The organism is Arenimonas fontis (assembly GCF_008386465.1).
Taxonomy (GTDB): Bacteria; Pseudomonadota; Gammaproteobacteria; order Xanthomonadales; family Xanthomonadaceae; genus Arenimonas; species Arenimonas fontis.
This window is the reverse complement of sequence record NZ_VUOD01000003.1, coordinates 280,926-304,494: the sequence shown is the minus strand read 5'-3', so window position 1 is coordinate 304,494 and position 23,569 is coordinate 280,926. Positions and strand designations below refer to the sequence as shown.

22 protein-coding genes are annotated in these 23,569 nt (G+C 69.9%); 14 read left to right on the top strand and 8 right to left on the bottom strand.

Annotated elements, in window-relative coordinates; genetic code table 11:
• The first annotated feature begins 34 nt into the window (after positions 1 to 34).
• From F0415_RS05675 to F0415_RS05665, 3 genes are all read left to right on the top strand, one after another.
• On the top strand, positions 35 to 427 hold the full coding sequence (locus F0415_RS05675) for a rhodanese-like domain-containing protein (protein ID WP_188310303.1): 393 nt from the start codon (positions 35 to 37) through the stop codon (positions 425 to 427).
• A complete protein-coding gene (rocF, locus tag F0415_RS05670) occupies positions 424 to 1,347 on the top strand; it encodes an arginase (RefSeq protein ID WP_149860228.1) in 924 nt (307 codons plus the stop codon). The genes F0415_RS05675 and rocF overlap by 4 nt, the downstream gene beginning before the upstream one ends.
• Positions 1,348 to 1,424: 77 nt before the next feature.
• Positions 1,425 to 1,565 carry an entericidin A/B family lipoprotein gene (locus tag F0415_RS05665; protein ID WP_149860227.1) on the top strand — a complete coding sequence of 47 codons (141 nt, stop codon included), beginning with the start codon at positions 1,425 to 1,427 and terminating at the stop codon, positions 1,563 to 1,565.
• 146 nt (positions 1,566 to 1,711) lie between these two features.
• Here F0415_RS05665 and F0415_RS05660 read toward each other — a convergent pair whose 3' ends face one another.
• Positions 1,712 to 2,596, bottom strand: coding sequence for a hypothetical protein (locus F0415_RS05660; RefSeq protein ID WP_210244160.1), 885 nt, complete (start codon positions 2,594 to 2,596; stop codon positions 1,712 to 1,714).
• 107 nt (positions 2,597 to 2,703) lie between these two features.
• Between F0415_RS05660 and F0415_RS05655 the strand changes: the two genes are divergently transcribed.
• Positions 2,704 to 4,029, top strand: a complete 1,326-nt coding sequence (locus F0415_RS05655; RefSeq protein ID WP_149860226.1) for a tryptophan--tRNA ligase — start codon at positions 2,704 to 2,706, stop codon at positions 4,027 to 4,029.
• Complete coding sequence (locus F0415_RS05650) at positions 4,029 to 4,349, top strand: hypothetical protein (RefSeq protein ID WP_246149892.1); 321 nt, start codon at positions 4,029 to 4,031, stop codon at positions 4,347 to 4,349. Before F0415_RS05655 ends, F0415_RS05650 begins: the two co-directional genes overlap by 1 nt.
• A gap of 33 nt (positions 4,350 to 4,382) precedes the next feature.
• On the opposite strand, the gene F0415_RS05645 is transcribed toward F0415_RS05650, so the two are convergent.
• The 5 genes from F0415_RS05645 to F0415_RS05625 form a co-directional block, all read right to left on the bottom strand.
• Positions 4,383 to 4,772: a VOC family protein gene (locus tag F0415_RS05645; RefSeq protein WP_149860225.1), complete on the bottom strand. Its 390-nt coding sequence runs from the start codon at positions 4,770 to 4,772 to the stop codon at positions 4,383 to 4,385.
• Between the two features lies 1 nt (position 4,773).
• A complete protein-coding gene (locus F0415_RS05640) occupies positions 4,774 to 6,213 on the bottom strand; it encodes a dihydrolipoamide acetyltransferase family protein (protein ID WP_149860224.1) in 1,440 nt (479 codons plus the stop codon).
• Between the two features lie 10 nt (positions 6,214 to 6,223).
• Entirely contained in the window at positions 6,224 to 7,204 is a 981-nt protein-coding gene (locus tag F0415_RS05635; RefSeq protein WP_149860223.1) for an alpha-ketoacid dehydrogenase subunit beta, read from the bottom strand.
• 1 nt (position 7,205) lies between these two features.
• On the bottom strand, positions 7,206 to 8,279 hold the full coding sequence (pdhA, locus tag F0415_RS05630; RefSeq protein ID WP_149860222.1) for a pyruvate dehydrogenase (acetyl-transferring) E1 component subunit alpha: 1,074 nt from the start codon (positions 8,277 to 8,279) through the stop codon (positions 7,206 to 7,208).
• 109 nt (positions 8,280 to 8,388) lie between these two features.
• Positions 8,389 to 11,481, bottom strand: a complete 3,093-nt coding sequence (locus F0415_RS05625) for a lamin tail domain-containing protein (RefSeq protein ID WP_188310302.1) — start codon at positions 11,479 to 11,481, stop codon at positions 8,389 to 8,391.
• Positions 11,482 to 11,656: 175 nt separating this feature from the next.
• Here F0415_RS05625 and F0415_RS05620 point away from each other — a divergent pair, with 175 nt between their 5' ends.
• The 4 genes from F0415_RS05620 to F0415_RS05605 all read left to right on the top strand — a co-directional run bounded on the left by F0415_RS05620 (position 11,657) and on the right by F0415_RS05605 (position 17,179).
• Positions 11,657 to 12,517, top strand: a complete 861-nt coding sequence (locus tag F0415_RS05620) for a tryptophan 2,3-dioxygenase (protein WP_149860220.1) — start codon at positions 11,657 to 11,659, stop codon at positions 12,515 to 12,517.
• A gap of 58 nt (positions 12,518 to 12,575) precedes the next feature.
• Positions 12,576 to 14,162, top strand: coding sequence for an AbgT family transporter (locus F0415_RS05615; RefSeq protein ID WP_149860219.1), 1,587 nt, complete (start codon positions 12,576 to 12,578; stop codon positions 14,160 to 14,162).
• A 166-nt stretch (positions 14,163 to 14,328) separates the two neighbouring features.
• The gene (locus F0415_RS05610) at positions 14,329 to 15,825 is read left to right on the top strand and encodes a peptide MFS transporter (RefSeq protein WP_149860218.1); all 1,497 of its coding nucleotides are present in this window, start codon (positions 14,329 to 14,331) and stop codon (positions 15,823 to 15,825) included.
• A 10-nt stretch (positions 15,826 to 15,835) separates the two neighbouring features.
• Complete coding sequence (locus F0415_RS05605; protein ID WP_149860217.1) at positions 15,836 to 17,179, top strand: MFS transporter; 1,344 nt, start codon at positions 15,836 to 15,838, stop codon at positions 17,177 to 17,179.
• 19 nt (positions 17,180 to 17,198) lie between these two features.
• Here the strand turns inward: F0415_RS05605 and F0415_RS05600 are convergent, their stop codons facing one another.
• Positions 17,199 to 17,654: a MarR family winged helix-turn-helix transcriptional regulator gene (locus F0415_RS05600; protein WP_149860216.1), complete on the bottom strand. Its 456-nt coding sequence runs from the start codon at positions 17,652 to 17,654 to the stop codon at positions 17,199 to 17,201.
• A gap of 85 nt (positions 17,655 to 17,739) precedes the next feature.
• Here F0415_RS05600 and hppD point away from each other — a divergent pair, with 85 nt between their 5' ends.
• From hppD to maiA, 4 genes are all read left to right on the top strand, one after another.
• Positions 17,740 to 18,840, top strand: coding sequence for a 4-hydroxyphenylpyruvate dioxygenase (gene hppD / locus F0415_RS05595; RefSeq protein WP_149860215.1), 1,101 nt, complete (start codon positions 17,740 to 17,742; stop codon positions 18,838 to 18,840).
• Between the two features lie 34 nt (positions 18,841 to 18,874).
• Complete coding sequence (gene hmgA / locus F0415_RS05590; protein ID WP_246149891.1) at positions 18,875 to 20,155, top strand: homogentisate 1,2-dioxygenase; 1,281 nt, start codon at positions 18,875 to 18,877, stop codon at positions 20,153 to 20,155.
• A 23-nt stretch (positions 20,156 to 20,178) separates the two neighbouring features.
• Positions 20,179 to 21,174 (top strand): fumarylacetoacetate hydrolase family protein, encoded by a 996-nt coding sequence (locus F0415_RS05585; protein WP_149860213.1) that lies wholly within the window; start codon positions 20,179 to 20,181, stop codon positions 21,172 to 21,174.
• A 104-nt stretch (positions 21,175 to 21,278) separates the two neighbouring features.
• Positions 21,279 to 21,941, top strand: coding sequence for a maleylacetoacetate isomerase (gene maiA, locus F0415_RS05580; protein ID WP_149860212.1), 663 nt, complete (start codon positions 21,279 to 21,281; stop codon positions 21,939 to 21,941).
• 80 nt (positions 21,942 to 22,021) lie between these two features.
• On the opposite strand, the gene F0415_RS05575 is transcribed toward maiA, so the two are convergent.
• Complete coding sequence (locus F0415_RS05575) at positions 22,022 to 23,146, bottom strand: PilT/PilU family type 4a pilus ATPase (RefSeq protein WP_149860211.1); 1,125 nt, start codon at positions 23,144 to 23,146, stop codon at positions 22,022 to 22,024.
• A gap of 42 nt (positions 23,147 to 23,188) precedes the next feature.
• Here F0415_RS05575 and F0415_RS05570 point away from each other — a divergent pair, with 42 nt between their 5' ends.
• Positions 23,189 to 23,569 carry a DUF4398 domain-containing protein gene (locus F0415_RS05570; protein WP_188310301.1) on the top strand — a complete coding sequence of 127 codons (381 nt, stop codon included), beginning with the start codon at positions 23,189 to 23,191 and terminating at the stop codon, positions 23,567 to 23,569.

The following is a 23,569-nucleotide window of genomic DNA, read 5'->3' as shown; positions in this document are numbered from 1 at the left end:
TCCTGACAGGCCCATGCCGCAACCGAGGGACGCCATGAACCTGCGAACCTGCCTGTTGGCGCTGGCCCTGCTGGCGCCGCTGCCGACCGCGGCCGGCCGGCCGGACGTCGCGCCGGCGGCGGTGGCGGAGCTGTCCCGCCGCGCGGACGCGCCGCTGATCCTGGACGTGCGCAGCCGCGAGGAATACGCGGCCGGTCATGTCCCCGGCGCGATCAACATCCCCCATGCCGAGCTGGCCGAGCGGCTGCCGGAGCTGGGCGAGCCGGCCTGGGTGCTGGTGTACTGCCGCAGCGGCCGCCGCGCCGACATCGCCGAGCGGGTGCTGGCGGGCGCCGGCATCGAAAGCCGGCAACTGGAGGGGCATTTCCCGCGCTGGCAGGCCGAGGGCCGCCCGGTCGCGCGGCCGGGCGCGGAGGCGGCGCGATGAGCCATCTCGGCAGCACCGTCGCCCTGATCGGCGCGCCCACCGACATCGGTGCCGGCCATCGTGGCGCTTCGATGGGCCCGGAAGCCCTGCGCGTCGCCGGCCTGGCCGATGCCCTGCGCGAGCGCGGCCTGCAGGTCGTGGATACCGGCAACCTGTCGGGCCCGGTCAATCCCTGGCAGCCGCCGGTGGACGGCTACCGGCATCTGCCCGAGGTAGCGGCCTGGAACCGGACGGTGATGGAGGCGGTGTACGCCCAGCTGCAGGCCGGCCGCTTGCCGATCCTGCTCGGCGGCGACCATTGCCTGGGTCTGGGCAGCATCACCGCCGTCGCCCGCCACTGCCGTGAACGGGGCAAGAAGCTGCGTGTGCTCTGGCTGGACGCGCATGCCGACTTCAACACCAGCCAGGTCACGCCCTCGGGCAACGTGCACGGCATGCCGGTGGCCTGCCTGTGCGGCCTGGGTCCGCGCGAGCTGACCCACCTGGGCGGTTCGGCGCCGGCCATCGAACCCTCGCAGATCCGCCAGGTCGGCATTCGCTCGGTGGACCAGGGGGAAAAGCGCCTGGTGAAGGAATACGGCCTGGACATCTACGACATGCGCTTCATAGACGAGGTCGGCATGAAGCGGGTGATGGAGATGGCCCTGGACGGGGTGGATGCCGATACCCACATCCACGTCAGCTTCGACGTGGACTTTCTCGACCCGTCCATCGCGCCGGGCGTCGGCACCACCGTGCCGGGCGGCCCCAACTACCGCGAGGCGCAGCTGGTGATGGAAATGATCGCCGACACCGGCCGGGTCGGTTCGATCGACATCGTCGAGCTCAATCCGGCCTTCGACGAACACAATCGCACCGGCAGGCTGGCGGTGGACCTGGTGGAGAGCCTGTTCGGCAAGTCCACCCTGATGCGGGACTGAACGGGCCGCGTTGACAGGCCGCCGGCCGGGTTTAGACTCGGCGGGCGTTTCGATCCGCACGCGTTCAGGAGACCGCCATGACCCGCAAGCGACTGATCCTGGTGGCATTGCTGGCCGCCTTCGCGCTGGCCGGCTGCAACACCGTCAAGGGCTTCGGCCAGGACGTGAAAAAGGCCGGCAGCGAACTCGAAGAAGCCGCCGAGCGCGCCAAGAACTGAGGCCTGGCGATCGCGGCGAGGGGGCCGGGCCTTGCCCGGCCCCCGCCGTTTCCGGCTCCCGGCCCGGCGCCTTCGGCCAAGCGGTCGTCGCCCTTGGGCGTTCCGGCCCGGCCCCGCCGAGTTCCCGGGCCTGGGCCTGCCGCGGCTCAGGGGTCGGGCACGAAGCCAACGGGGAAGGCTTGCGGTTCCCGCCAGGCCGGCCGGCGCGACGGCAGCACGCCACGGGCGGCCAAGGCCTCGTAGCTGTCGTAGTACAGGCTCAGCACCTGCTCGGGCCGGGACGAGGCCCGCTCGAAATGCGTCGTCCGGGCCGCGTCCCAGCGGCGCTGGCCGTGGCCGGTGCCCAGGGCCTGGCGGGCTTCCGGCGCGTGGCTCGGCGCGGCCAGGGCCTCCCGGGTGCCGGCGGCAGGCGCGCCCGCCTTCGCCGCGTCTTCGGCCCCGGCGACACCGTCGCGGCGATAGTAGGGCGGCGGCGTCACCGCCGCCGGCCGGCGCTCGCGGAACACCGCCATGCCGATCACGCCGACGTTCTCCGGCCGGCCGGTGCGGGCGGCGTAGCTGTCGGGCAGGGCGGTGAAGTGGAACTCGGCGACCTGCTCCAGGCTCTTGCGCCAGCCGCGCACTTCGATCTGCTGCCAGGGTTCGAGCACGTAGCCGGACTGGCTCGGCGCGGCGGTCTGGCCGCTGACCACGTTCACGCCGTCCACCGACAGCACGGCCAGCACGCGCTCGCCGGTGAGGTTGCGCAGGACCAGGGCATAGCGCTGGCCCGGTTCGCCGGCCAGGTGCCAGCGGCCGCGGTGGTAGTGCCGCTCCAGCAGACGGCCGCTGTCCAGGTCGCGGACCTGCAGCTCCACCAGGTCCCCGGACGGGGGCCGGCGGGCGAAGGCCTGGGCGGGCGGACACAGGGCCGCCGCCAGCATCGCCAGCAGCAGGCCGAGGGCGGGAATCCGCCAGCTCGGGGCGAAGGCCCGGGCTGGCGCCGGCGCGGGGGCCGATGCGGGAATCGGTGAGGGAAACGGGGTTTTCATCGTCGCACTCCTCGGGGTGGGGGCCTGCGATGGAACGTCCCGACGGGCGCGACGGGGTTGGCCGGCGCGGGAGGCTAGAATGGCGGCCTTTCACACGCCGTTCCGCCATGCCAGCCACCCGCGTCCTCACCGGCATCACTACCTCGGGCACCCCGCACCTGGGCAACTACGCCGGCGCCATCCGTCCGGCCATCGCCGCCAGCCGTCGCCCGGGCGTGCAGAGCTTCTACTTCCTCGCCGACTACCACGCCCTGATCAAGTGCCAGGAGCCGGCCCGCGTGCAGCGTTCCACCCTGGAGATCGCCGCCAGCTGGCTGGCCTGCGGCCTGGATCCGGACCGGGTCTGGTTCTACCGGCAGTCCGACATCCCCGAGATCACCGAACTGACCTGGCTGCTGAGCTGCGTGGCCGGCAAGGGCATCCTCAACCGCGCCCACGCCTACAAGGCGGCGGTGGACAGGAACGTCGAGGCGGGCGAGGACCCGGATGCCGGCGTCACCGCCGGCCTGTTCATGTACCCGGTGCTGATGGCCGCCGACATCCTGATGTTCAAGGCGGAGTCGGTGCCGGTTGGCCGCGACCAGGTGCAGCACATCGAGATGGCGCGCGACTTCGCCGCCCGCTTTAACCACCTCTACGGCGAGCACTTCGTCTTGCCGGAGGCGGCGATCGAGGAGAACGTGGCGACCCTGCCGGGCCTCGACGGCCGCAAGATGAGCAAGAGCTACGACAACACCATCCCGCTGTTCGCGCCGCCGGCCGAGCTGAAAAAGCTGGTGTTCTCGGTGCTGACCGATTCGCGCGCGCCGGGCGAGCGCAAGGACACCGAGGGTTCGGCCCTGTTCCAGCTCTACCAGGCCTTCGCCACGCCGGAGGAGACGGCGGAGTTCGCCGGGGCCTTCGCCGCCGGTATCGCCTGGGGCGAGGCCAAGCAGGCCCTGTACGAGCGCCTGGAGGCGGAACTGGCGCCGCTGCGCGAGAAGTACGAGGCGCTGATGGCGCGGCCGGGCGAGATCGAGGACATCCTGCGCGCCGGCGCCGCCAAGGCCCGGGCCCTGGCCACGCCCTTCCTGGCCGAGCTGCGCGCCGCCGTCGGCCTGCGCGACCTGCGCTCGACCCCGGCCGGCGGCGGCAAGGCCGCCAAGGCCAGGGCCGCGCTGCCGCAGTTCAAGCAGTACCGCGAGAAGGACGGCCGCTTCCATTTCAAGCTGGTGGACGGCGAGGGCCGCGAGCTGCTGCTCAGCGCCGGCCACGAATCGCCGCGCGAGGCCGGCCGCCTGGTCGCCCGCCTCAAGCAGGAGGGCGCCGCCCTGCTGCGTCACGTCGAGGGCGTGGGCCTGCACCTGGGCGAGCAACTGGTCGGCGACCTGGCCGAGGGCGTGGCCCTGGAGCAGGTCACCGACGCTCTGGCCCGGCTGATGGAAGAGGCCTGATGAGCGCCGACATCGCCGACCTGGCCATGCTGCTGTTCCTGCCCTGGTTCCTGATCCTGGGCGCGGTCTACTGGTGGCTGCCGCGCGATCTGCCGGTGACGCCGGCGCGCCGGCGCTTCGATCTGCTGGCGCTGGCGCTGGCCTTCGTCGCCGCGTTCATCGCCGGGCGCTGGGGTTACAGCTTCGCCGACCGCAGTATCGAAGCCGGGCCGATCTGGCGCCAGGTGCTGGCCTGCCTGCTGGCCTACAAGGCCTTCCTGCTGACGGTCATCGTCGCTTGGTTCTGGCGGCGGGCGCGATTCGTGCCGGCGACGGACTGAGCCCGAGCCCGCCGCACCCAGGGGCGCGCCGCCTCAGGGGTGCACGTTGGCGTTGTCCGGGTGCAGGCGCTCGCGCGCCCGCACCACGCAGAAGCGGTGACCGGTCGGAGCCTCGAGCACGATCCAGCGGCCGTTGCGCGGCCGGGCGATTTCCTTCGCGCCCAGGGCGGCGAGACGTCTGGCCTCGGCCTCGATGTCGTCGCTTTCGATGTCCAGGTGCACGCGCGAGGGGTGCTCGACCCGCTGCACTTCGATGTGCAGGCCGTGCCGGCTGCCGTCGAGGCGGGCGTAACGGCCTTCGCCGCCTTCGTCCGGATCCAGCACCGGCAGGCCCAGGGCCGCCGACCAGAAGCGCGCGGCCTCGGACAGCGAGCCGCCTTCACAGTCGATGATGAAGCCCGCCAGGCGACTGTGGTGGGCCACGTCAGCGGGCCTTCTGCAGGTCGTCCAGCAGTGCGCGCAGGAAACGCGCCGCCTCGCCGCCGGTGGCGGCGCGGTGGTCGAAGGTCAGCGAGATCGGCATCATCCGGTGCGTCTCGATGCCGCCCAGCACCGGCACCACCGCGTGGTAGAGCCGGCCGGCGCCGACGATGGCCACGCAGGGCGGCACCACCACCGGCGTGGCGTACTTGCCGGCGAAGACGCCGAAGTTGCTCAGCATGATGGTGTAGTCGCGCAGTTCTTCCGGCGGCAGGCTACGGTTCTTGACGCCCTCGCGGATACGGTTGAGCGCGGCCCGCACCTGGTGCGGCTCCAGCCGCTCGGCATGGCGCATGTTGGCCACGAACAGGCCGTCGGGCGAATCCACGGCGATGCCCACGTCCACGCGCGCGTGCCGGCGCAGGGTGCCTTCCTTGGCATTGAGCCAGGCGTTCATGGCCGGCTCGGCCGCCGAGGCCGCGACGATGGCGCGGATCAGCCGGGCCATGATGTCCTCGCCCGGGGCCCAGGCGGCGATGTCGGCGTCGTCCATGAGCGTGGTCGGCACCACCTCGGCATGCGCCTGCGACATCGAGCGCACCATGTTGCGGCGGACGCCGCGGATGGGTTCGTCCACGTCGAAGGCCACGCCGGGGCCGGGGCCGGCACCCCCTCTTCCCGGCCCCTCTCCGGCGAAAGGAGAGGGGCTTTTCGCCGGGCTGCCCGGCGCCGCTTGCGGACTCGCCGAAGCCGCTGCCCTCGCCCCACGCGGAAGAGCGGCCGGGGAAGCGGGAGACGCGCCCAGCGGCGCCGTGCCCTCGGCCGCCGCCCTCTTCACGTCGGCCAGGGTGACCACGCCGCCGGCGCCGGTGGGCGTCACCCGGCCGAGGTCCACCTTGAGCTTCTTCGCCAGCGCACGCACGGCCGGCATGGCCTTGACGCCGCCGATGGCGACGGCCTGCTCGCTGCGCACCGCGTCGGAGCTCTGCATGGCGCCGACCACGGTGCCGGCGTCTGCGGAGGCCTTGCGACCGCCGGTGCCTTCCTCCAGGAGCTCGCCGCCCTCGTCCGAAGCCACCAGGGTGGTGGCATCGCCGTCGTCGCGGGCCGGTTCGTTGGGCACCGGCCGGCCGGCGCCCTTGTGGCCGTGGCCGTGCGAGTGACCGGTGTCCTGGGCCTCGGCGCGCTGCGGCAGCGAGGGGTCGAGCTCGATCTCGACCAGCCAGCTGCCGGTGGCGATCACGTCGCCGGGGCCGCCAGCCAGGCGCAGCACCTTGCCGGAGTAGGGCGAGGGCACCTCGACCACCGCCTTGGCGGTTTCCATCGACACCAGCGGCTCGTCCAGCTTCACCACGTCGCCGACCTTGACCAGCCATTCGACGATCTCGGCGTCGGGCAGGCCCTCGCCCAGGTCCGGCAGCAGGAACAGCTTTTTCTCGCTCATCGTTGCAACCTCAGCTGGCCGCCAGCGTGCGCTTGGCGGCGGCGACGATCTTCTCCACGCTCGGCAGGTACTTCATCTCCAGCCGGAACAGCGGGATATGGGTGTCGTAGCCGGTGACGCGCTCGACCGGCGCCACCAGGTCGTACATGGATTCCTCGGCCAGGCGGGCGGCGATTTCGGCGCCGAAGCCGGCGGTGCGCGGCGCCTCGTGCACGATCACGCAACGGCCGGTCTTGGCCACCGATTCGCGAATGGTGTCGAAGTCCAGCGGCTTGAGCGTGGCCACGTCGATGACTTCGGCGCTGATCCCTTCGGCGGCCAGGGCCTCGGCGGCTTCCAGGGTTTCCTTCACCTGCGAGCCCCAGGTCACCAGGGTGACGTCGCTGCCGTCGCGCAGCACGAAGCAGACGTCCAGCGGCAGCGCCTCGCCGTCGTCCGGCACCTCCTCCTTGTACTGCCGGTAGATGCGCTTGGGCTCCATGAAGATGACCGGATCCGGATCGCGGATCGCCGCCAGCAGCAGGCCGTAGGCACGCTGCGGACTGCTCGGCAGCACCACCCGCAGGCCGGGCACGTTGGTGAAGATGGCTTCGTTGGCCTCGCTGTGGTGTTCCGGCGCGCGGATGCCGCCGCCCCAGGGCACGCGCAGCACCATCGGGCAGCTGAGCCGGCCGCGGGTGCGGTAACGGAAGCGGGCGGCATGGCAGACGATGTGGTCCACCATCGGGTAGACGAAGCCGTCGAACTGCGCCTCGGCGACCGGTTTCATGCCCTGCGAGGCCAGGCCGACGGTGAGGCCGGCGATGGTGGTCTCGTCCAGCGGCGTGTCCAGCACGCGCTGGTCGCCGAAGCGCTGCTGCAGGCCGGCGGTGGCGCGGAAGACGCCGCCGTTGACGCCGACGTCCTCGCCCAGCACCAGCACCGATTCGTCATGGGCCATTTCCCAGGCCAGGGCCTGGGTGATGGCTTCGATCAGGGTGATGGCCGCCATCTCAACGGCCCTCCCACTTCAGCGCCTGTTCGCGCTGCGCCGCCAGGTCGGCCGGCATCTCGGCGTACAGGTGGTCGAACATCGCCTCCACCGGTTGCACCTTCGTTTCCAGGTAGGCATTGACCTCGGCATCCATCTCGGCCGCGCAGGCCTCCTTCCATTCGGCTTCCTCGGCCTCGCTCCAGGCGCCTTCGGCGATCAGCCAGGTGCGCAGGCGGGCGATCGGCTCGCGCTCCCAGGCCGCCTTCACCTCGGCGTCGTCGCGGTAGCGGCGGGCATCGTCGGCGGTGGTGTGGTCGCTGAGGCGGTAGGTGACCAGCTCCAGCACGCTGCCGCCGTGGCCGTTGCGGGCGCGGGCGATGGCGTGGTCCATGGCGGCGCGCACGGCGATGACGTCGTTGCCGTCCACCTGCACGCAGTCCAGGCCGCCGGCGATGCCCTTCTGCGCCAGGGTCTGGGCACCGGTCTGCGCCTTGCGCGGCACCGAGATCGCCCACTGGTTGTTGATGATGCACAGCACGAAGGGCAGGGTGTAGGCGCCGGCGGAATTGATCGCGGCGTAGGTGTCGGCCTTGGAACTGCCGCCGTCGCCGACGCAGGCCACCGCCACCCGCGGCTCGCCGCGCAGCTTGAAGGCCAGGGCGGCACCGGCCGCGTGCAGGCACTGGGTGCCGATCGGCACGCACCAGGGATAGTCGTGCGGCGGACCGGAAAAGTCGTTGCCGCGCTCGTCGCCGCCCCAGTACATCAGCACCTCGCGCGGCTTGACTCCGCGCATGAACTGGGCGCCGTACTCGCGGTAGCTGGGCGCGAACACGTCGTCGTACTGCATGGCGCTGCCGATGCCGACGTGCGCGGCCTCATGGCCCAGGCAGCTGGCATAGGTGCCCAGCTTGCCGGTGCGCTGCAGGGCCACCGCCTTGGTGTCGAAGCTGCGCACGCGCAGCATCTGCTTGAGCAGGTCCACCAGCAGGCGCCGGTCCCGCGCGAAGGCAGGCAGATCCTCGCCGGCCGGACGTCCGTCCGGCCCGAGGTACTGCAGGTATTCGATCTCGAAACTTGCAACCCGGGACATCGTGTCCCTCCGACGGGAAACGAACCCGGATGATAGCCGGTCCGTTCGTCCGGAAGCGAAACGGGCGCCCGAAGGCGCCCGTTCGCGTGCGTAGGGTTCGCGGCGGCGCTCAGCGGCGCGGCTTGCCCACCACCCGGGTGCCGTCGGCGTCGGCGTCGTTGTCGGTTCGCAGGTCGCGGCTGCGGGTGTCGGCCGTGGCGGCGACGCCGATCGTTTGCCGCGCCGAGTGACGCCGGGCCTCCAGGATCAGCCCCAGCAGGTCGCTTTCCCCGGCCGCCAGGTCGGCGTCGCGGCGACAGCTCAGGCGGCTGCCATCGCCGTCGGCCACCGGCGGCTCGCAGGTCCAGCCCGGCGCCCAGACCAGCCGCAGCTGGTCGGCCAACGCGTCCAGGCGCAGCTCCAGCACCGCATCCACCGCCCGGTCGGCGCCCAGGTTGCGAACCAGGGCCAGGAAAGGCACCAGCTGGCCGTCGCGCACCGGCAGGAAGGGGCCTTCCACCTTCACCGCCAGGTCGGCGTCGAGGAAGCGCGGCACCATCAGCTCGGCTACCAGCGGATCGTGGTCGGAGCTGCGTACCGGCACGGTCGGATCGGCGGCCAGGTCGGCGGCGAAGTCGGCGTTCACCCGCGCGTGGTACAGCTGCGCGTCGGCACTGGCCAGGGCCGCGGCGTTCACCAGGGCGTGGTCGAGCGACTGCGTGTTGCCCTCGAACACATAGGAGTAGCGCTGCTCCGCCGGCACCGTCTCCAGCAGGTTGGTCAGCGGCACGGTCACGGCGCTGTCGCCGGGCACCAGTACCTCATTGGCCGGCGCCGGCTTGCCGGAGATGATGCCGATCACGTCCACGTAGCCGTCGCTGAACTCGAAGGCGTTGTAGTCGCCGATCAGCACCAGCGGCGGCGACGGATCGGCGGACTGGATGGCCTCGACCAGCTGCGACAGCCGCTCGGCCTGCTGCCGGCGCTTCTGCCGGGCGCGCTCGCCGAGCGTGCCCCAGGTGGCGTTGCCGTTCAGGCTGTTGACGTCCAGCAGCGACAGGGTGTGGTTGAGCAGCACCTCCAGCGGATAGTCCTCGCCGTTGTCGCCGTTGACCACCGCGCTCAGGTGCAGGGGCGGGCGGTCGAACAGCACCAGGCTGGAAGCATTGCCCTGCGGGTCCAGCAGCGGCTCGCCGACGAAGTGCTCGACCACGTCCAGCACCTGCACGCGCGGCTCGCCGGTGGCGGCCGGCGCCGTCTTCACCAGGAAACCCAGGCGCTGGCTGCCGCTGGCCGCCAACAGGTGGGCCTGGTACTGCGGGTCGTCCGGGCAGTGTCCGAACTCGTCGTCGTTGATGGCCTGGGCCAGGCGCTGGGCGGTGGCCAGGTCGCCGATCTCGATCAGGCCGACCACGTCGGGCAGGCGCAGGTACTGGCAGAAAACTTCGCTGAGCTTGGCCAGCCGGGCCGGATCCACCGCGGCGCCGCCGGACAGGTTCTGGATGTTGTAGCTGCCGACGCGGACGTCCTCCTTGCCGGCCGCGGGCACCGCCCGCACCTGCGCGCCGCCGCTGTGGCTGACGCCGCTGCGCTCGCCCATCAGGAGGGTGAAATCGCCGCGGTCGTAGTAGAGGACGCCGGACAGGCCCTCTACCAGCGCGCCGGCATCGAGGTTGAGGTTGTCGGCCGGCGCGTCGGCCAGGCCGCGGCTTTCGACCCGCAGCCGCTCGGGGTTGCGGTCGAAACGCGGGATGGCCTTCTCCGGCGGCAGCGGCACCGCGTCGAGCACTGCCACGCCGGGCTCGCGGGCCGGGCGCGGCACGCCGGCCAGGGTGACGTGGAAGTCGCCGAAGCCATTGCTCGGCCCGGTCACCACCGCCGTCGGCACTTGCACGCGCATGCCCTGGTAACGGCCCAGCGCGTCCACCGGCACGTCCGGCGCCAGCACGCTGGCGTCCAGCAGCACCGGCGGCGGCAGCGCCTCGCCGGTGGCGATCACCGTGAGGCTGCTGTTGGTCAGCTGGGTCAGCGGGAAACCGTGCGGGGTGCGCCGGAACTGCCCGACCCGACCGGCCACGCGCACGCGGCTGCCCACCGCGGCCGCGGCCGGCGGCGGTGCCGAGGTGAACACGAACAGGCCCTCGGCCGTGGCCGGATCGCCATCCTCCTGGCCCGGCGCGCTCTGGATGAAATAGCCGTTCGCGCGGCGCGCCGTCACGATGCCCTCGGTGACGAGCTCGGTGCCCAGCGGCAGGGGCGAGCCGACGCCGCTGCCCTGGATCTCGGCGATGGCGACTTTCGCCACCACCGAAAGGGCGATGCTGGCGGCGGCACTGCGGCCTTCGCCGTCCTCTACGCTGACCGGAAGGCTCTTCGGACCCGGAGGGGTACCCTCGGCCACGGTGGCCAGGAAGGAGAAGCGCAGGTCGCCGGCGGTCTCGTCGCCGTGGCTGCCGTCGTCGTAGAGGGCCTGGCTGGCGCTGCCGCCGATGACGCCGAGATCGGCCGTCACGCTCAGACCCGTGCTTTCCGGATTGGCGCCGGGCGTGACGTCCACGGTCAGCAGGGTCGGGTCGCCGGCGGCCAGGCTGGCCGGGCTGGCGCCGCCGCTGGCCGCCGGATCGGTGGGCGTGCCGCCGCCGGCGCAGGTGGCGGTGTGGCTGCCGAGACCGTCGAAGGTGTCGTTCGGGTAGCCGTCCCACTCGAGCGCAGGATCGAAGGCGTCGCTGCCATCGGTGTCGCCGGCACAGATGCCGGCCTTGCGGCGCAGGGTGTTGTCGGCGGTGGAGCTCAGGCCCGAGCCCCACTGGCTGCCCGGGTCGAAGCCGATCTGGCCCGCCACGTCCAGGATGGTGTCGCCGCTGAGCAGGACGATGGCGTCGTCGCCGTTGAACCAGCTCGAGCCATTGGTCTGGTCGGCTTCGGCCAGGATGGCGGCGACGCTGCTGCTGTGGGCGACGACATGGACGTCGCCGGCGGCGACGGTGCCGGCCAGGGGAATGGTCAGGCCGGGGCTGGTGTTGCCGTTGAAGAAGAACTGCAGGCGGTAACCGCCGGCGGCCAGGTCGACCTCGGCGCCGCTGCCGTTGAAGACTTCGACCGCCTTGTTGTTGCTGGAACCTTCGACGATTTCGGAGAGGAACAATTCGGCCGCGCCGGCGGGGCCCGCCAGGGCCAGGGCCAGCAGGGCCAGTCGGGCGTACGGACGCGTGCGCTTGCGCATGGTGTCTGCCTGAGTGGGTAGGAACGGAGTGGACCGAGGAGTGGATCGAACGGGGGCGCCGCCGGCCCGGCCCTTCGAGGGGTCCCCTGCCGAACCGTGACGGAGTTGGCAGTCTATATCGGAAAATGCTGCACCGGCATGACAGACTTCCCCCTTTCGCACCGGAGCCGGCCTCATGAGCCAAACCCCCAACCAGCGCGCCCTGGAGCAGGGCATCACCACCGATCTGCGCGACCGGCTCAGCTATGGCGGCTACCTGCAGCTGGACACCCTGCTGTCGGCCCAGAAGCCGCTCTCGGACCCGCCGCACCACGACGAGATGCTGTTCATCGTCCAGCACCAGGTCTCGGAGCTGTGGCTGAAGCTGATCATCCACGAGCTCGGCGCCGCCATCGGCTGCCTGCAGCGCGACCAGCTGGATCCGATGCAGAAGATCCTGGCCCGGGTCAAGCAGGTGCAACGCCAGTTGACCGAGATGTGGTCGGTGCTGGAGACGCTGACGCCGGCCGACTACCTGCAGTTTCGCGAGGTGCTGGGCCCGGCGTCGGGCTTCCAGTCGCTGCAATACCGCCTGGTCGAGTTCATGCTGGGCAACAAGAACGCCGACATGGTGAAGGTGTTCGCCCACGACGCGGACGCCACCGCCCGGCTGCGGGCGGCGCTGGAGGCGCCCAGTCTGTACGACGAGTTCCTGCGCCACCTGCACCGGCGCGGCTATGCGGTGCCGGCCGGCTGCGTCGAGCGCGACTGGTCGCGGCCGCACGCCCGCGAGGCCGGGCTGGTGCCGGTGTTCAAGGCCATCTACGAGGACACCGACACGCACTGGGAAGCCTATGCCACCTGCGAGCAGCTGGTGGACATCGAAAGCAGCTTCCAGCTCTGGCGCTTCCGGCACATGAAAACGGTGGAACGGATCATCGGTTACCGGCGCGGCACCGGCGGCAGCTCCGGGGTGGGCTTCCTCAAGCAGGCGCTGGAGCTGACCTTCTTCCCGGAGCTGTACGAGGTGCGCACGGTGCTGGGCACGCCCGGCTGAGCCCGGCGCCCGGGCTTGCTAGGATGCCGGCTGATTTCGTCCCGAGGAGAGCGAAGGCATGAGCGCAACCCCCCAGGAAACCCCTGCCCGGCGCGGCCTGGTCGCAGGCGCGCTGGACTTGGTCGAGCGCGTGGGCAACCGCCTGCCGGATCCGGCGGTGCTGTTCCTGCTGCTGATGCTGGTGGTCTGGGCGCTGTCCTGGTGGTTGTCGGGCCTGAGCTTCGACGCGGTGGACCCGCGCACCGGCGAGCCCATCGTCATCCGCAACCTGCTCGAAGGCCGCTCCCTGACCGGCTTCATGGCGGCCATGGTCAACACCTTCGTGACCTTCCCGCCGCTGGGGGTGGTGCTGGTGGCCATGCTGGGCCTGGGCGTGGCCGAACACACCGGCTTCGTTTCCGCCGCCCTGCGCGCCGCCCTGACCGTCACCCCGCGCATGCTGCTGACACCGATGCTGATCGCCGTGGGCGTGCTCAGCCATGTGGCGGTGGACGCCGGCTACGTGCTGGTGATCCCGCTCGGCGCGGTGATCTTCTACGCCGCCGGGCGGCATCCGCTGGCCGGCATCGCCGCGGCCTTCGCCGGCGTCTCCGGCGGTTTTTCCGCCACCTTCGTGCCCAGCAGCCTCGACCCGTTGCTGTCGGGCCTGAGTACCAGCGCCGCCCAGCTGATAGACCCGACCGTGGTGGTCAGCCCGCTGAACAACTACTTCTTCACCACCGCTTCCACCGGTCTGGTGGTGCTGGTGGGCTGGTTCCTCACCGACCGGGTGATCGAACCGCGGTTGCGGCGCACGCCGGTGGACGGCGACCCCTCGCAGATGCCGAAGCTCGAAGCCCTGGACGCCGCCGAGAAGCGCGGCCTCGCCTGGGCCCTGGCCTCGATGGCGGTGCTGGGCCTGCTGTTCGTGCTGAGCCTGCTGCCGGAGGGCTCGCCCTGGCGGGCGCCGGCCGGCACGCCGGTGGCGGCGGGCCAGAGCGACCTGCTGGTGATGCAGGCGCCGGTGATGCAGTCCATCGTGCCGCTGATCTTCATCTTCTTCCTGGTGCCGGGCGTGATCTACGGCATGATGGCCGGCAGCGTGAAGAACCATCGCGACGTGGTGAAGGGCATGTCCAAGGCCATGTCCGGCATGGGCTACTACGTGGTGATGGCCTTCTTCTGCGCCCAGTTCATCTGGGCCTTCGGCCAGAGCAACCTGGGCGCGCTGATCGCGGTCGAGGGCGCCAGCGGCCTGCGCGCGCTCGGCCTGCCGCTGGGGGTTACCCTGGTCGGCATCGTGCTGCTGTCGGCCTTCGTCAACCTGATGGTGGGCTCGGCCTCGGCCAAGTGGGCCCTGATCGGCGCGATCATGGTGCCGATGCTGATGGAACTGGGCGTCTCGCCCGACCTGACCCAGGCGGCCTACCGGGTCGGCGATTCCAGCACCAACATCATCACGCCGCTGCTGCCCTATTTCCCCCTGATCGTGGTGTTCTGCCAGCGCTACGTGCAGGGGGCCGGCATCGGTACCCTGCTGGCCCTGATGCTGCCGTATTCGCTGACCCTGCTGGTGTGCTGGAGCGCCTTCCTGCTGGGCTTCTGGGCCCTGGAGATCCCCCTGGGCTGGGGCGCCAGCTACGAGTACCTGCCGCCGGGCCGCTGATCCGGCCGGTTCAGTCACCTGAATGCGCCCCGGCCCGGTCCGGGGCGTGTCGCGTTTGACGGACGCATGGCGGGGCGGTTACACCTTGCCGGCCCCGCGGCCGGCCCTCCGGCCGGACCGGGCGCCGGAAACCACATAACGACAGACAAGCCAGGGGAGAGACCGCATGGGCGGCGTCACAGAGCAAACCACGGCCGGCGTGCCGGAGTTCAAGCAGGTCCTGGGGCATCCGAAGCCGTTGTGGATGCTGTTCATGACCGAATTCTGGGAGCGCTTCGCCTTCTACGGCATCCGCTGGGCGCTAACCCTGTACATCGTCGCCCAGTTCTACGACGGCTCGGGAACCGGCGAGGCCCCCGCCAACACCCTCTACGGCGCCTACCTGGCCCTGATCTACGCCGCCGCGCTGTTCGGCGGTTACGTCGCCGATCGCCTGATCGGCTATCAGCGTTCGATCCTCATCGGCGCGGTGGTCATGTCCGCCGGCCTGTTCCTGATCGCGGTGCCCAACGAGCAGGTCTTCAAGATCGGGCTGGCGACCATCATCTGCGGCAACGGCCTGTTCAAGCCGAACATTTCGACCATGGTCGGCAGTCTTTACGGCCTGAACGACCCGCGACGGGATGCGGGTTTCACCTACTTCTACATGGGGATCAACGCCGGTGCCGCGGTTGCGCCGGTGCTGACCGGCTGGCTGGCGGAGCGGGTGTTCGGAAGCGAGAGCATGCCGGCCTACAAGGTGGTCTTCATCGCCTCCGGTATCGGCATGTTGCTCAGCCTGGTGTGGTTCTGGTTCGGCCGGCGCCAGCTCGGCGGCGTGGGGCGACCGCCGGAGGGCGGCGAAGGCAACATGCGTTCGCTGTGGGTCGCGCTCGGCACGATGGCGGCGATTCCGGTGGCGTTCGCCCTGCTGACCATCGACGCCAGCGTCCTGGCCTGGATCCTCGGCGTGCTCTTCGCCGGTCTCTGCGCGCTGATCCTGGCGGAAGGAGTCCGCGAGGGCTCGGTCCGGCGCGACCGCTCGATCGCGATGCTGATCATCTTCGTGTTCAACGTGCTGTTCTGGATGTTCTTCGAGCAGGCCGGCAGTTCGTTCAACTTCCTGGCCCAGAACATCGTCGACCGCGATTTCGGCGGCTGGATCTTCCCGGTCGGCTGGTTCCAGTCGGTCAACCCGATCGCGATCCTGGTGCTGGGACCGCTGTTCGCCTGGGCGTGGGTGGCGCTGGGACCGGCCAACCCGTCTATCCCGCGCAAGTTCGGTCTGGGACTGATCGGCAATGGCCTGGCCTTCGCCCTGCTGATGTTCGCCCTGTCCAGCCTGGTGGACGATGCCGGCAAGATTCCGTTCTGGACGCTGTTCATGGTGTACGTGATCCAGACCGCCGGCGAGCTGTGCCTGTCGCCGATCGGCCTGTCCATGGTGACCAAGCTCGCGCCGGTGCGCCTGGTCGGTTTCGGCATGGGCGGCTGGTTCCTGTCCACGGCGATCGGAAACAACCTGTCGGGCATTTTCGCCGGGCATGTCAGCGGCGAGACCGGCATGACCGTGGCCTCGGCCTACGCCGGCTACACCTTCGGCTTCTGGGCCCTGGTGGGCTCGGGCGTGTTGCTGTTCCTGGTCGCGCCGCTGATCAACAGGCTGATGCACGGCGTCAAGTGAGGTCGGGGCGATGAGCATACCGGGCGCCGGCGCCTTGCCGAGGCCGACTCCCGCCTACCGCTGGCTGGTGCTGGTGTTCGCCAGCCTGGCCATGTTCGGCAACTACTACGTCTACGACGCCCTCAATCCGGTCGTGGACCTGCTGCGCGAGCAGCAGGGTTTCAGCTACCGGCAGATCGGCATGCTGTCCTCGGCCTACAACCTGGCCGCGTTGCTGGTGTTGCTGGTCGGCGGTTACGTGATCGATCGCTTCGGCGCCCGCCGGGCGATCGTCGCCTTCGCCGCCGTGTGCGTGCTGGCGGCGGCGGTGTCGGCGGCCGCCAGCAGCTTTCCGACCCTGGCGGCCGGTCGCTTCCTGCTGGGCATGGGCGCCGAACCCCTGATCGTCGCGGTGACGGCGGTGCTGGCGAAATGGTTCAAGGGCAAGGAGCTGAGCTTCGCCTTCGGCCTGAACCTTTCGATCTCCCGCCTGGGTTCTGCTTCGGCGGACTGGTCCACGTCCTTCGCCGCGCCGCTGTACTCGAACTGGCAGGATCCGCTCTGGTTGTCCACCGGGGTGATGGCGGCCGGTCTGGGCGCGGCGCTGCTGTACTGGATGCTGGAACGGCGGGCCGAAGGCCGCTTCTACCTGGGCGAGGCGGCGGCCACCGACCGGCTGGACTTGCGCAGCCTCTACCGTTTCAGCGCTTCGTACTGGTACATCGTCGCCCTGTGCGTGGTGTTCTACTCGACGGTGTTCCCGTTCCGGAGTTTCGCCATCGACTACTTCCAGCAGGCGCACGGGCTGGAGCGCGAGGCGGCCGGCATCCTGAGCAGCCTGTTGCCGGTGGCGGCGATCTTCGCCACTCCGCTGTTCGGATTGTGGGTGGATCGGGTCGGTCGCCGGTCCTTGTTCATGGCGATCGGCTCGCTGGTGATGCTGCCGCTGTTCCTGGCAGTGACCTATCTGCCGCCGGGACCGGACGTCATGGTCACCATCCCGCTGGTGGGAAGCGGCGAGGTACCGCTGACGCTGCTGTGCGTGATCCTGCTGCTGGGCGGGGTCTTCTCGCTGATCCCGGCGGTGATGTGGCCCAGCGTGGCCTACATCGTCGACGACCGGCGGCTCGGCTCGGCCTACGCCCTGATGACCCTGTGCCAGCAGCTGGGCTGGATCGCCGTGCCGCTGGTCGTGGGTGCGCTCAACGACCGCTACCTGGCGGGGCCGGAGAATCCGGCCGGGTACGCCCCGGGCATGTGGTTCTACACGGCGCTGTCCTCGCTGGGGCTGTTTTTCGCCTGGCGGCTGTGGCGGGCCGAGCGCGGTCAGGGCGGCCACGGCCTGGAGACCATCACGGTCGGCAGCAACCGTTGAGCGGAGGCGCCTGACAGGCTCAGCCCGGCCGCGTCGCCAGCTCCAGTTCCTCCATGCGGGTCAGCAGGCGATCCAGTGCGGCACGCTCGTCCTCGCCCAGGCCCTCGAGCAGTCGCGACTGGTAAGCCAGCGCCAGGGGCGCGACCTGCCGATAGATCGCCTCGCCGGCGGGGCTGAGCCGCAGCACCGCGCGGCGGCGATCGCCATGATCGACCTCGCGCAGCAGCCGGCCCGCTTCGACCAGGGAGGCAATCGCCCGGCTGACCGCCACCTTGTCCATGGCGGTGCGCTCGGCCACTTCGCGGGCGGACAGGCCGGGGTGCCGGCCCAGCACCGCCAGCACCCGCCACTCGGTGACGGCCAGGCCGAAGCGGTCGGCGTAGAGGCGGGCGATGTCCTGGCTGATCCGGTTGGACAACACCGACAGCCGGTAGGGCAGGAAATGTTCCAGGTCCAGCAGGTCTTGCTCGGCCATCGGGGCCTCGCGGCTTGCAAATGGTTTCAGATGAAACTATAACGATGGTCTTCCCTTGGCAAGCCGCCGCGACCCGGAGGTCCCCATGAACGCGCAACCCCAGACCCACGCCCCGAACCTGGGCATGACGCCCACCACCTTCGAGAACCCGATGGGCATCAATGGCTTCGAGTTCGTCGAGTTCGCCGCGCCGGCCGGCCAGGGCGCGGCCATGGCCGACTACCTGCGCAAGCTGGGCTTCACCGCCGTGGCCCGGCATCGCACCCGGCCGGTCACCCTGTTCCGCCAGGGCCTGATCAACTTCCTGCTCAACGAGGATCCGGATTCCTTCGCCGCCGACTTCGCCGCCAGGCACGGCCAGTCCGCCTGCGGCTTCGCCATCCGCTTCAAGCGCCCCAGCGGCGAGGTGCTGGCGCACGTGCTGGCCAACGGCGGCGAGAAGGTGGAGCACCGGCCGGAGACCGCGGCGGTGAAGGCGCCGGTGATCAAGGGCATCGGCGACTGCATGCTGTACCTGATCGACGACGGCCGCGACGACGTCTATGCCGAGTACGAGCCGCTGCCCGGCGTCGACCAGCATCCCAAGGGCTTCGGCCTGACCTTCATAGACCACCTGACCCACAACCTGTACGTGGGCAACATGCAGAAGTGGTCGGAGTACTACGAGAAGCTGTTCAACTTCCGCGAGATCCGCTACTTCGACATCAAGGGCGCCAAGACCGGCCTGCTGTCCAAGGCCATGACCGCGCCCGACGGCATCGTCCGCATTCCGCTGAACGAGTCCAGCGACGAGAAGAGCCAGATCAACGAATACCTGCGCGAGTACAAGGGCGAGGGCATCCAGCACATCGCCCTGTTCACCGACGAGATCTACGGCACGGTGGAAGCCATGCGGAAGGCCGGGGTCGAGTTCCTTGACACGCCGGACACCTATTACGAAGTGATCGACCAGCGCATCCCCAACCACGGCGAGGACGTGCCGCGGCTGGCGAAGAACAGGATCCTGATCGACGCCGACCCGGAGACCAAGCAGCGCAAGCTGCTGCAGATCTTCACCAAGAACGCCTTCGGCCCGATCTTCTTCGAGATCATCCAGCGCAAGGGCAACGAAGGCTTCGGCGAGGGCAATTTCCAGGCCCTGTTCGAATCCATCGAACGCGACCAGATGCGCCGCGGCGTGCTGTAAGCCCTCAACGGAGTCCCAGATGAGTCTCCAGTACATGAGCGGATTCGGGAACGAGTTCGCGACCGAGGCGCTGCCTGGTGCCTTGCCGGTCGGGCGGAATTCGCCGCAGAAGTGTCCTTATGGCCTGTACGCCGAACAGCTCTCCGGCACGGCCTTCACCGCGCCGCGCGGGGCCAACCGGCGCAGCTGGCTGTACCGGATCCGGCCGGCGGCCATGCATGGTTCCTTCTCGCCCCTGGCGCATTCGCGTTTCCACAACGATTTCGGCCATGGTCCGGTGACGCCAGAGCAGTTGCGCTGGAGCCCGCTGCCGCTGCCGCAGGCGCCGACCGACTGGCTCGACGGCCTGTTCACCATGGCCGGCAACGGCGGCCCGTCCGCCGGTGGCATGGGCGTGCACGTGTACGCCGCCAACAAGGACATGGACGGTCGTTATTTCTACGACGCCGATGGCGAACTGCTGATCGTCCCGCAGCAGGGCCGCCTGCGCATCGCCACCGAGCTTGGCGTGCTGGAGGTCGAGCCGCAGGAGATCGCCCTGGTCCCGCGCGGCATCCGCTTCAGCGTCTCGCTGCCGGACGGCCAGGCCCGCGGTTACGTCTGCGAGAACTTCGGCGCCCTTTTCCGCCTGCCGGACCTGGGCCCGATCGGCAGCAACGGCCTGGCCAATCCGCGCGATTTCCTCACCCCGGTCGCCGCCTGGGAGGACCGCGAGGGCGGCTTCGAGCTGGTGGCCAAGTTCCAGGGCGGCCTCTGGCGCGCCGACATCGGCCACAGCCCGCTGGACGTGGTGGCCTGGCATGGCAACTACGCGCCCTGCAAGTACGACCTGCGCCGCTTCAACACCATCGGCTCGATCAGCTACGACCATCCGGATCCGAGCATCTTCCTGGTGCTGCATTCGCCCAGCGACACCCCAGGCACCAGCAACATCGATTTCGTCATCTTCCCGCCGCGCTGGCTGGTGGCCCAGGACACCTTCCGGCCGCCCTGGTTCCACCGCAACATCGCCAGCGAGTTCATGGGCCTGGTGCACGGTGCCTACGACGCCAAGGCCGAGGGTTTCGTGCCTGGCGGCGCCTCGCTGCACAATTCGATGAGCGGCCACGGTCCCGACGCGGCCACCTTCGAGAAGGCCGCCAACGCCGACCTGAGCAAGCCGGACGTGATCACCGACACCATGGCCTTCATGTTCGAATCCCGGCACGTGATCCGGCCGACCGCCCAGGCTCTGGAGGCCGGCCATCGCCAGCGCGACTACCGGCAGTGCTGGGCCGGTCTGCGCAAGCACTTCGACCCCGGCAAGCGCGGCTGAGCCGGACATTCAGGAGCATCAGGATGAAACTCGGATCCCTCAAGGAAGGCGGCCGCGACGGCACCCTGGTGGTGGTGTCGAAGGACCTGGGCCGGGCGGTGCGCGCCACCGGCATCGCCGCCACCCTGCAGGCGGCCCTGGACGACTGGTCGAGCGCGGCGCCGCGCCTGAACGGCGTCTACCAGGCCCTGGAGCAGGGCCGGCCGGAGACCATCAACGGCGAACCGGTGTTCGAGGTGGATTTCCGCCAGTTCGCCGCGCCGCTGCCGCGCGCCTACGAATTCGTGGACGGCAGCGCCTACCTGCCGCACGTGGCACGGGTACGCAAGGCCCGCGGCGCCGAGGTGCCGGAGACCTTCTACACCGACCCGCTGATGTACCAGGCGACCAGCGCCGGTTTCTACGGCCCGCGCGACCCGGTGCTGGTGGCCGACGAGGCCTATGGCATCGATCTGGAGGCCGAGGTCGTCGTGGTCACCGATGACGTGCCGCAGGGCGTCAGCGCCGAGGAGGCCGCGCGGCACATCCAGCTGGTCGGCCTGGTCAATGACGTCAGCCTGCGCAACCTGATCCCGGCCGAGCTGGCCAAGGGTTTCGGCTTCCTGCAGTCCAAGCCGCGCTCGGCGCTGAGCCCGGTGTTCGTCACTCCCGACGAGCTGGGCGAGGCCTGGCGGGACAACAAGGTGCACCTGCCGCTGCTGACCCACATCAACGGCAAATGGTTCGGCGCGCCCGAGGCCGGCGTGGACATGCAGTTCGACTTCGCCCAGCTGGTGGCGCACGCGGCGAAGACCCGGCCGCTGGTGGCCGGCACCATCGTCGGCTCCGGCACCGTGGCCAACGAGGACACCAGCAAGGGTGCCAGCTGCTTCGCCGAGCAGCGGACGGTGGAGACCCTGCGCGACGGCAAGCCCAGCACGCCCTTCATGCGCTTCGGCGACGTCGTCCGCATCGAGATGCTGGATCGCGAGGGCCGCAGCATCTTCGGCGCCATCGAACAGGTGATCGCCAGGCCCTGAACGGTCGGTCAGCCGCCCGGGCATGGTGAAGCCAGGGCGCCCGGGCGTATGCTTGGAGCCGGCCCGGCGGTGGTGCCGGGAGTCCAGGCGAAGGGGGAAGCGGCATGAACACCGGCTCCATCCGGCTGTACTCGTACTGGCGATCCAGCGCCGCCTATCGGGTGCGCATCGCGCTCAACCTCAAGGGGCTGCCCTACGAGATCGTGCCGGTGCACTTGCTCAAGGACGGGGGCGAACAGCACAAGCCAGCCTATGCCGACCTCAATCCGCAGGAGCTGGTGCCGGTGCTGCTGCACGGTAACCGGATATTGCGCCAGTCCATGGCCATCATCGAGTACCTGGACGAAACCTGGCCGGACCGGCCGCTGATGCCGACCACCGCCCGCGATCGCCAACGGGTCCGCGCCATCGCCCAGATGATCGCCTGCGACGTGCATCCGCTGAACAACCTGCGGGTGCTGCAGTACCTGGAGAACACCCTGGGGCTGGCCCAGGAAGCGCGCGATGCCTGGGTGCGGCACTGGGTCGCGGCCGGGCTGTCGGCGGTGGAGCAGGTGCTGGAGGACAACCCGTCCACCGGCACCTTCTGCGACGGCGAGGTGCCGACCCTGGCGGACTGCTGCCTGGTACCGCAGGTCTACAACGCCGAGCGCTTCAAGGTGGACATGACGCCCTATCCGACCATCCGCCGGATCGTCGGCGAATGCCTGGCGCTGGATGCCTTCGACAAGGCCCGCCCCGAGCACCAGCCCGACGCCCAGCGCTGAGGGCTCCCGCCCGCCGGGGCCTTGCGGCCGAAGGCAGCCGCCGCCACCCGCAGCGCCGGTGGTTCACGGCCGGCGGGAAATCAGAAGCTGCCCTGGCCGCTCTCGCCGCCGTACATGTCGGCGTAGGGGTCGTGCTCGCCGCTGGCGCCCTCGGACAGGCGGATCTTCAGGGCCAGGCCATCGCGCGAATCGGCCTTGCGCAGCGCCTCCTCCAGCTCGATCTTGCCTTCCTTGTAGAGCCGGTACAGGGACTGGTCGAAGGTCTGCATGCCTTCCTGCAGCGACTTGTCCATCGCCTCCTTGATCTCGTGCACCTCGCCGCGGCGGATCAGGTCGCGGATCATCGGCGTGTTGATCAGGATCTCGACCGCCGGCAGGCGCTTGCCGTCCTTGCCGACCACCAGGCGCTGGCTGATCACCGCCTTGAGATTCAGCGACAGGTTCATCAGCACGTTCTTGTGGGCCGATTCCGGGAAGAAGTTCAGGATGCGGTCCAGGGTCTGGTCGGCGTTGTTCGAGTGCAGGGTGGCCAGGCAGAGGTGGCCGGTCTCGGCGAAGGCGATCGCCGACTCCATGGTCGTGGCGTCGAGGATCTCGCCGATCAGGATGACGTCGGGCGCCTCGCGCATGGCGTTCTTCAGCGCGTTGTGGAAGGCGTGGGTGTCCAGGCCGACTTCGCGCTGGTTGACGATCGACTTCTTGTGCTTGTGCAGGAACTCGATCGGATCCTCGATGGTGAGGATGTGGCCGGTGGAGTTGCTGTTGCGGTGGTCGATCATCGCCGCCAGCGTGGTGGACTTGCCCGAGCCGGTGGAACCCACCACCAGCACCAGGCCGCGCTGTTCCATCACGATGTCCTTGAGCACCGCCGGCAGCTTGAGCTGGTCGATGCTGGGAATCTCGCTCTTGATCGCGCGGATCACCATGCCGACCTCGCCGCGCTGCTTGAACACGTTCACGCGGAAGCGGCCGGTGTCCTTCACGGCGATGGCCATGTTGAACTCCAGGTCGCGCTCGAACTGCGGAACCTGGCCTTCGTCCATCAGCGAGTAGGCGATCTTCTTGACCATGCCTGCCGGCAGGCCGGTATTGCCCAGCGGGTAGAGGCGACCCTCCACCTTGATGTAGACGGGCGCGCCGGTGGTCAGGAACATGTCCGACGCGTTCTTCTCCGTCATCAGCTTCAGGAAGTAGCCGATGTCCATGTGCGTATATCCTTGGAACCCCTGCCCAACAGTATGCGTCTTATGACACCAACGCCGCGAAAAATCCATCTCGCCAGCGCCATCCTGTTGATTGCGTCGGGATTTTCGCCGCCGGCCCTGGCCGATCCGGACCGCGCCATCGCCGAGGCGGAGCAGGCGCTGGCCGCCGCCGAACAGGCCGATCCGCGCGGCCCGGCCGCGGATGTCCTGGCCGCCGCCCGCCAGCAGCTGCAGCAGGCCCGGGAGTCCCTGGACAAACGCCGCAAGCGCGACGCCGAGCGTTATGCCGAGGCGGCCGCCGCCAATGCCGACCTGGCCCGGGTCAAGGCCCGCCTGGATGCCGCCCGGGCCGAGGTGGACAGCCGCGCCGCCCGCAATGCCGACCTGCGGCGGCAGCTGCTGCTGAACCCGGAGGGCCGCTGA

Bases quoted from the DNA above. Each gene is read 5' to 3' on its own strand.
- F0415_RS05675 (WP_188310303.1), top strand. From the start codon at position 35: ATGAACCTGCGAACCTGCCTGTTGGCGCTGGCCCTGCTGGCGCCGCTG.
- rocF (WP_149860228.1), top strand. From the start codon at position 424: ATGAGCCATCTCGGCAGCACCGTCGCCCTGATCGGCGCGCCCACCGAC.
- F0415_RS05665 (WP_149860227.1), top strand. From the start codon at position 1,425: ATGACCCGCAAGCGACTGATCCTGGTGGCATTGCTGGCCGCCTTCGCG.
- F0415_RS05660 (WP_210244160.1), bottom strand. From the start codon at position 2,596: ATGAAAACCCCGTTTCCCTCACCGATTCCCGCATCGGCCCCCGCGCCG.
- F0415_RS05655 (WP_149860226.1), top strand. From the start codon at position 2,704: ATGCCAGCCACCCGCGTCCTCACCGGCATCACTACCTCGGGCACCCCG.
- F0415_RS05650 (WP_246149892.1), top strand. From the start codon at position 4,029: ATGAGCGCCGACATCGCCGACCTGGCCATGCTGCTGTTCCTGCCCTGG.
- F0415_RS05640 (WP_149860224.1), bottom strand. From the start codon at position 6,213: ATGAGCGAGAAAAAGCTGTTCCTGCTGCCGGACCTGGGCGAGGGCCTG.
- F0415_RS05635 (WP_149860223.1), bottom strand. From the start codon at position 7,204: ATGGCGGCCATCACCCTGATCGAAGCCATCACCCAGGCCCTGGCCTGG.
- pdhA (WP_149860222.1), bottom strand. From the start codon at position 8,279: ATGTCCCGGGTTGCAAGTTTCGAGATCGAATACCTGCAGTACCTCGGG.
- F0415_RS05625 (WP_188310302.1), bottom strand. From the start codon at position 11,481: ATGCGCAAGCGCACGCGTCCGTACGCCCGACTGGCCCTGCTGGCCCTG.
- F0415_RS05620 (WP_149860220.1), top strand. From the start codon at position 11,657: ATGAGCCAAACCCCCAACCAGCGCGCCCTGGAGCAGGGCATCACCACC.
- F0415_RS05615 (WP_149860219.1), top strand. From the start codon at position 12,576: ATGAGCGCAACCCCCCAGGAAACCCCTGCCCGGCGCGGCCTGGTCGCA.
- F0415_RS05610 (WP_149860218.1), top strand. From the start codon at position 14,329: ATGGGCGGCGTCACAGAGCAAACCACGGCCGGCGTGCCGGAGTTCAAG.
- F0415_RS05605 (WP_149860217.1), top strand. From the start codon at position 15,836: ATGAGCATACCGGGCGCCGGCGCCTTGCCGAGGCCGACTCCCGCCTAC.
- F0415_RS05600 (WP_149860216.1), bottom strand. From the start codon at position 17,654: ATGGCCGAGCAAGACCTGCTGGACCTGGAACATTTCCTGCCCTACCGG.
- hppD (WP_149860215.1), top strand. From the start codon at position 17,740: ATGAACGCGCAACCCCAGACCCACGCCCCGAACCTGGGCATGACGCCC.
- hmgA (WP_246149891.1), top strand. From the start codon at position 18,875: ATGAGCGGATTCGGGAACGAGTTCGCGACCGAGGCGCTGCCTGGTGCC.
- F0415_RS05585 (WP_149860213.1), top strand. From the start codon at position 20,179: ATGAAACTCGGATCCCTCAAGGAAGGCGGCCGCGACGGCACCCTGGTG.
- maiA (WP_149860212.1), top strand. From the start codon at position 21,279: ATGAACACCGGCTCCATCCGGCTGTACTCGTACTGGCGATCCAGCGCC.
- F0415_RS05575 (WP_149860211.1), bottom strand. From the start codon at position 23,146: ATGGACATCGGCTACTTCCTGAAGCTGATGACGGAGAAGAACGCGTCG.
- F0415_RS05570 (WP_188310301.1), top strand. From the start codon at position 23,189: ATGACACCAACGCCGCGAAAAATCCATCTCGCCAGCGCCATCCTGTTG.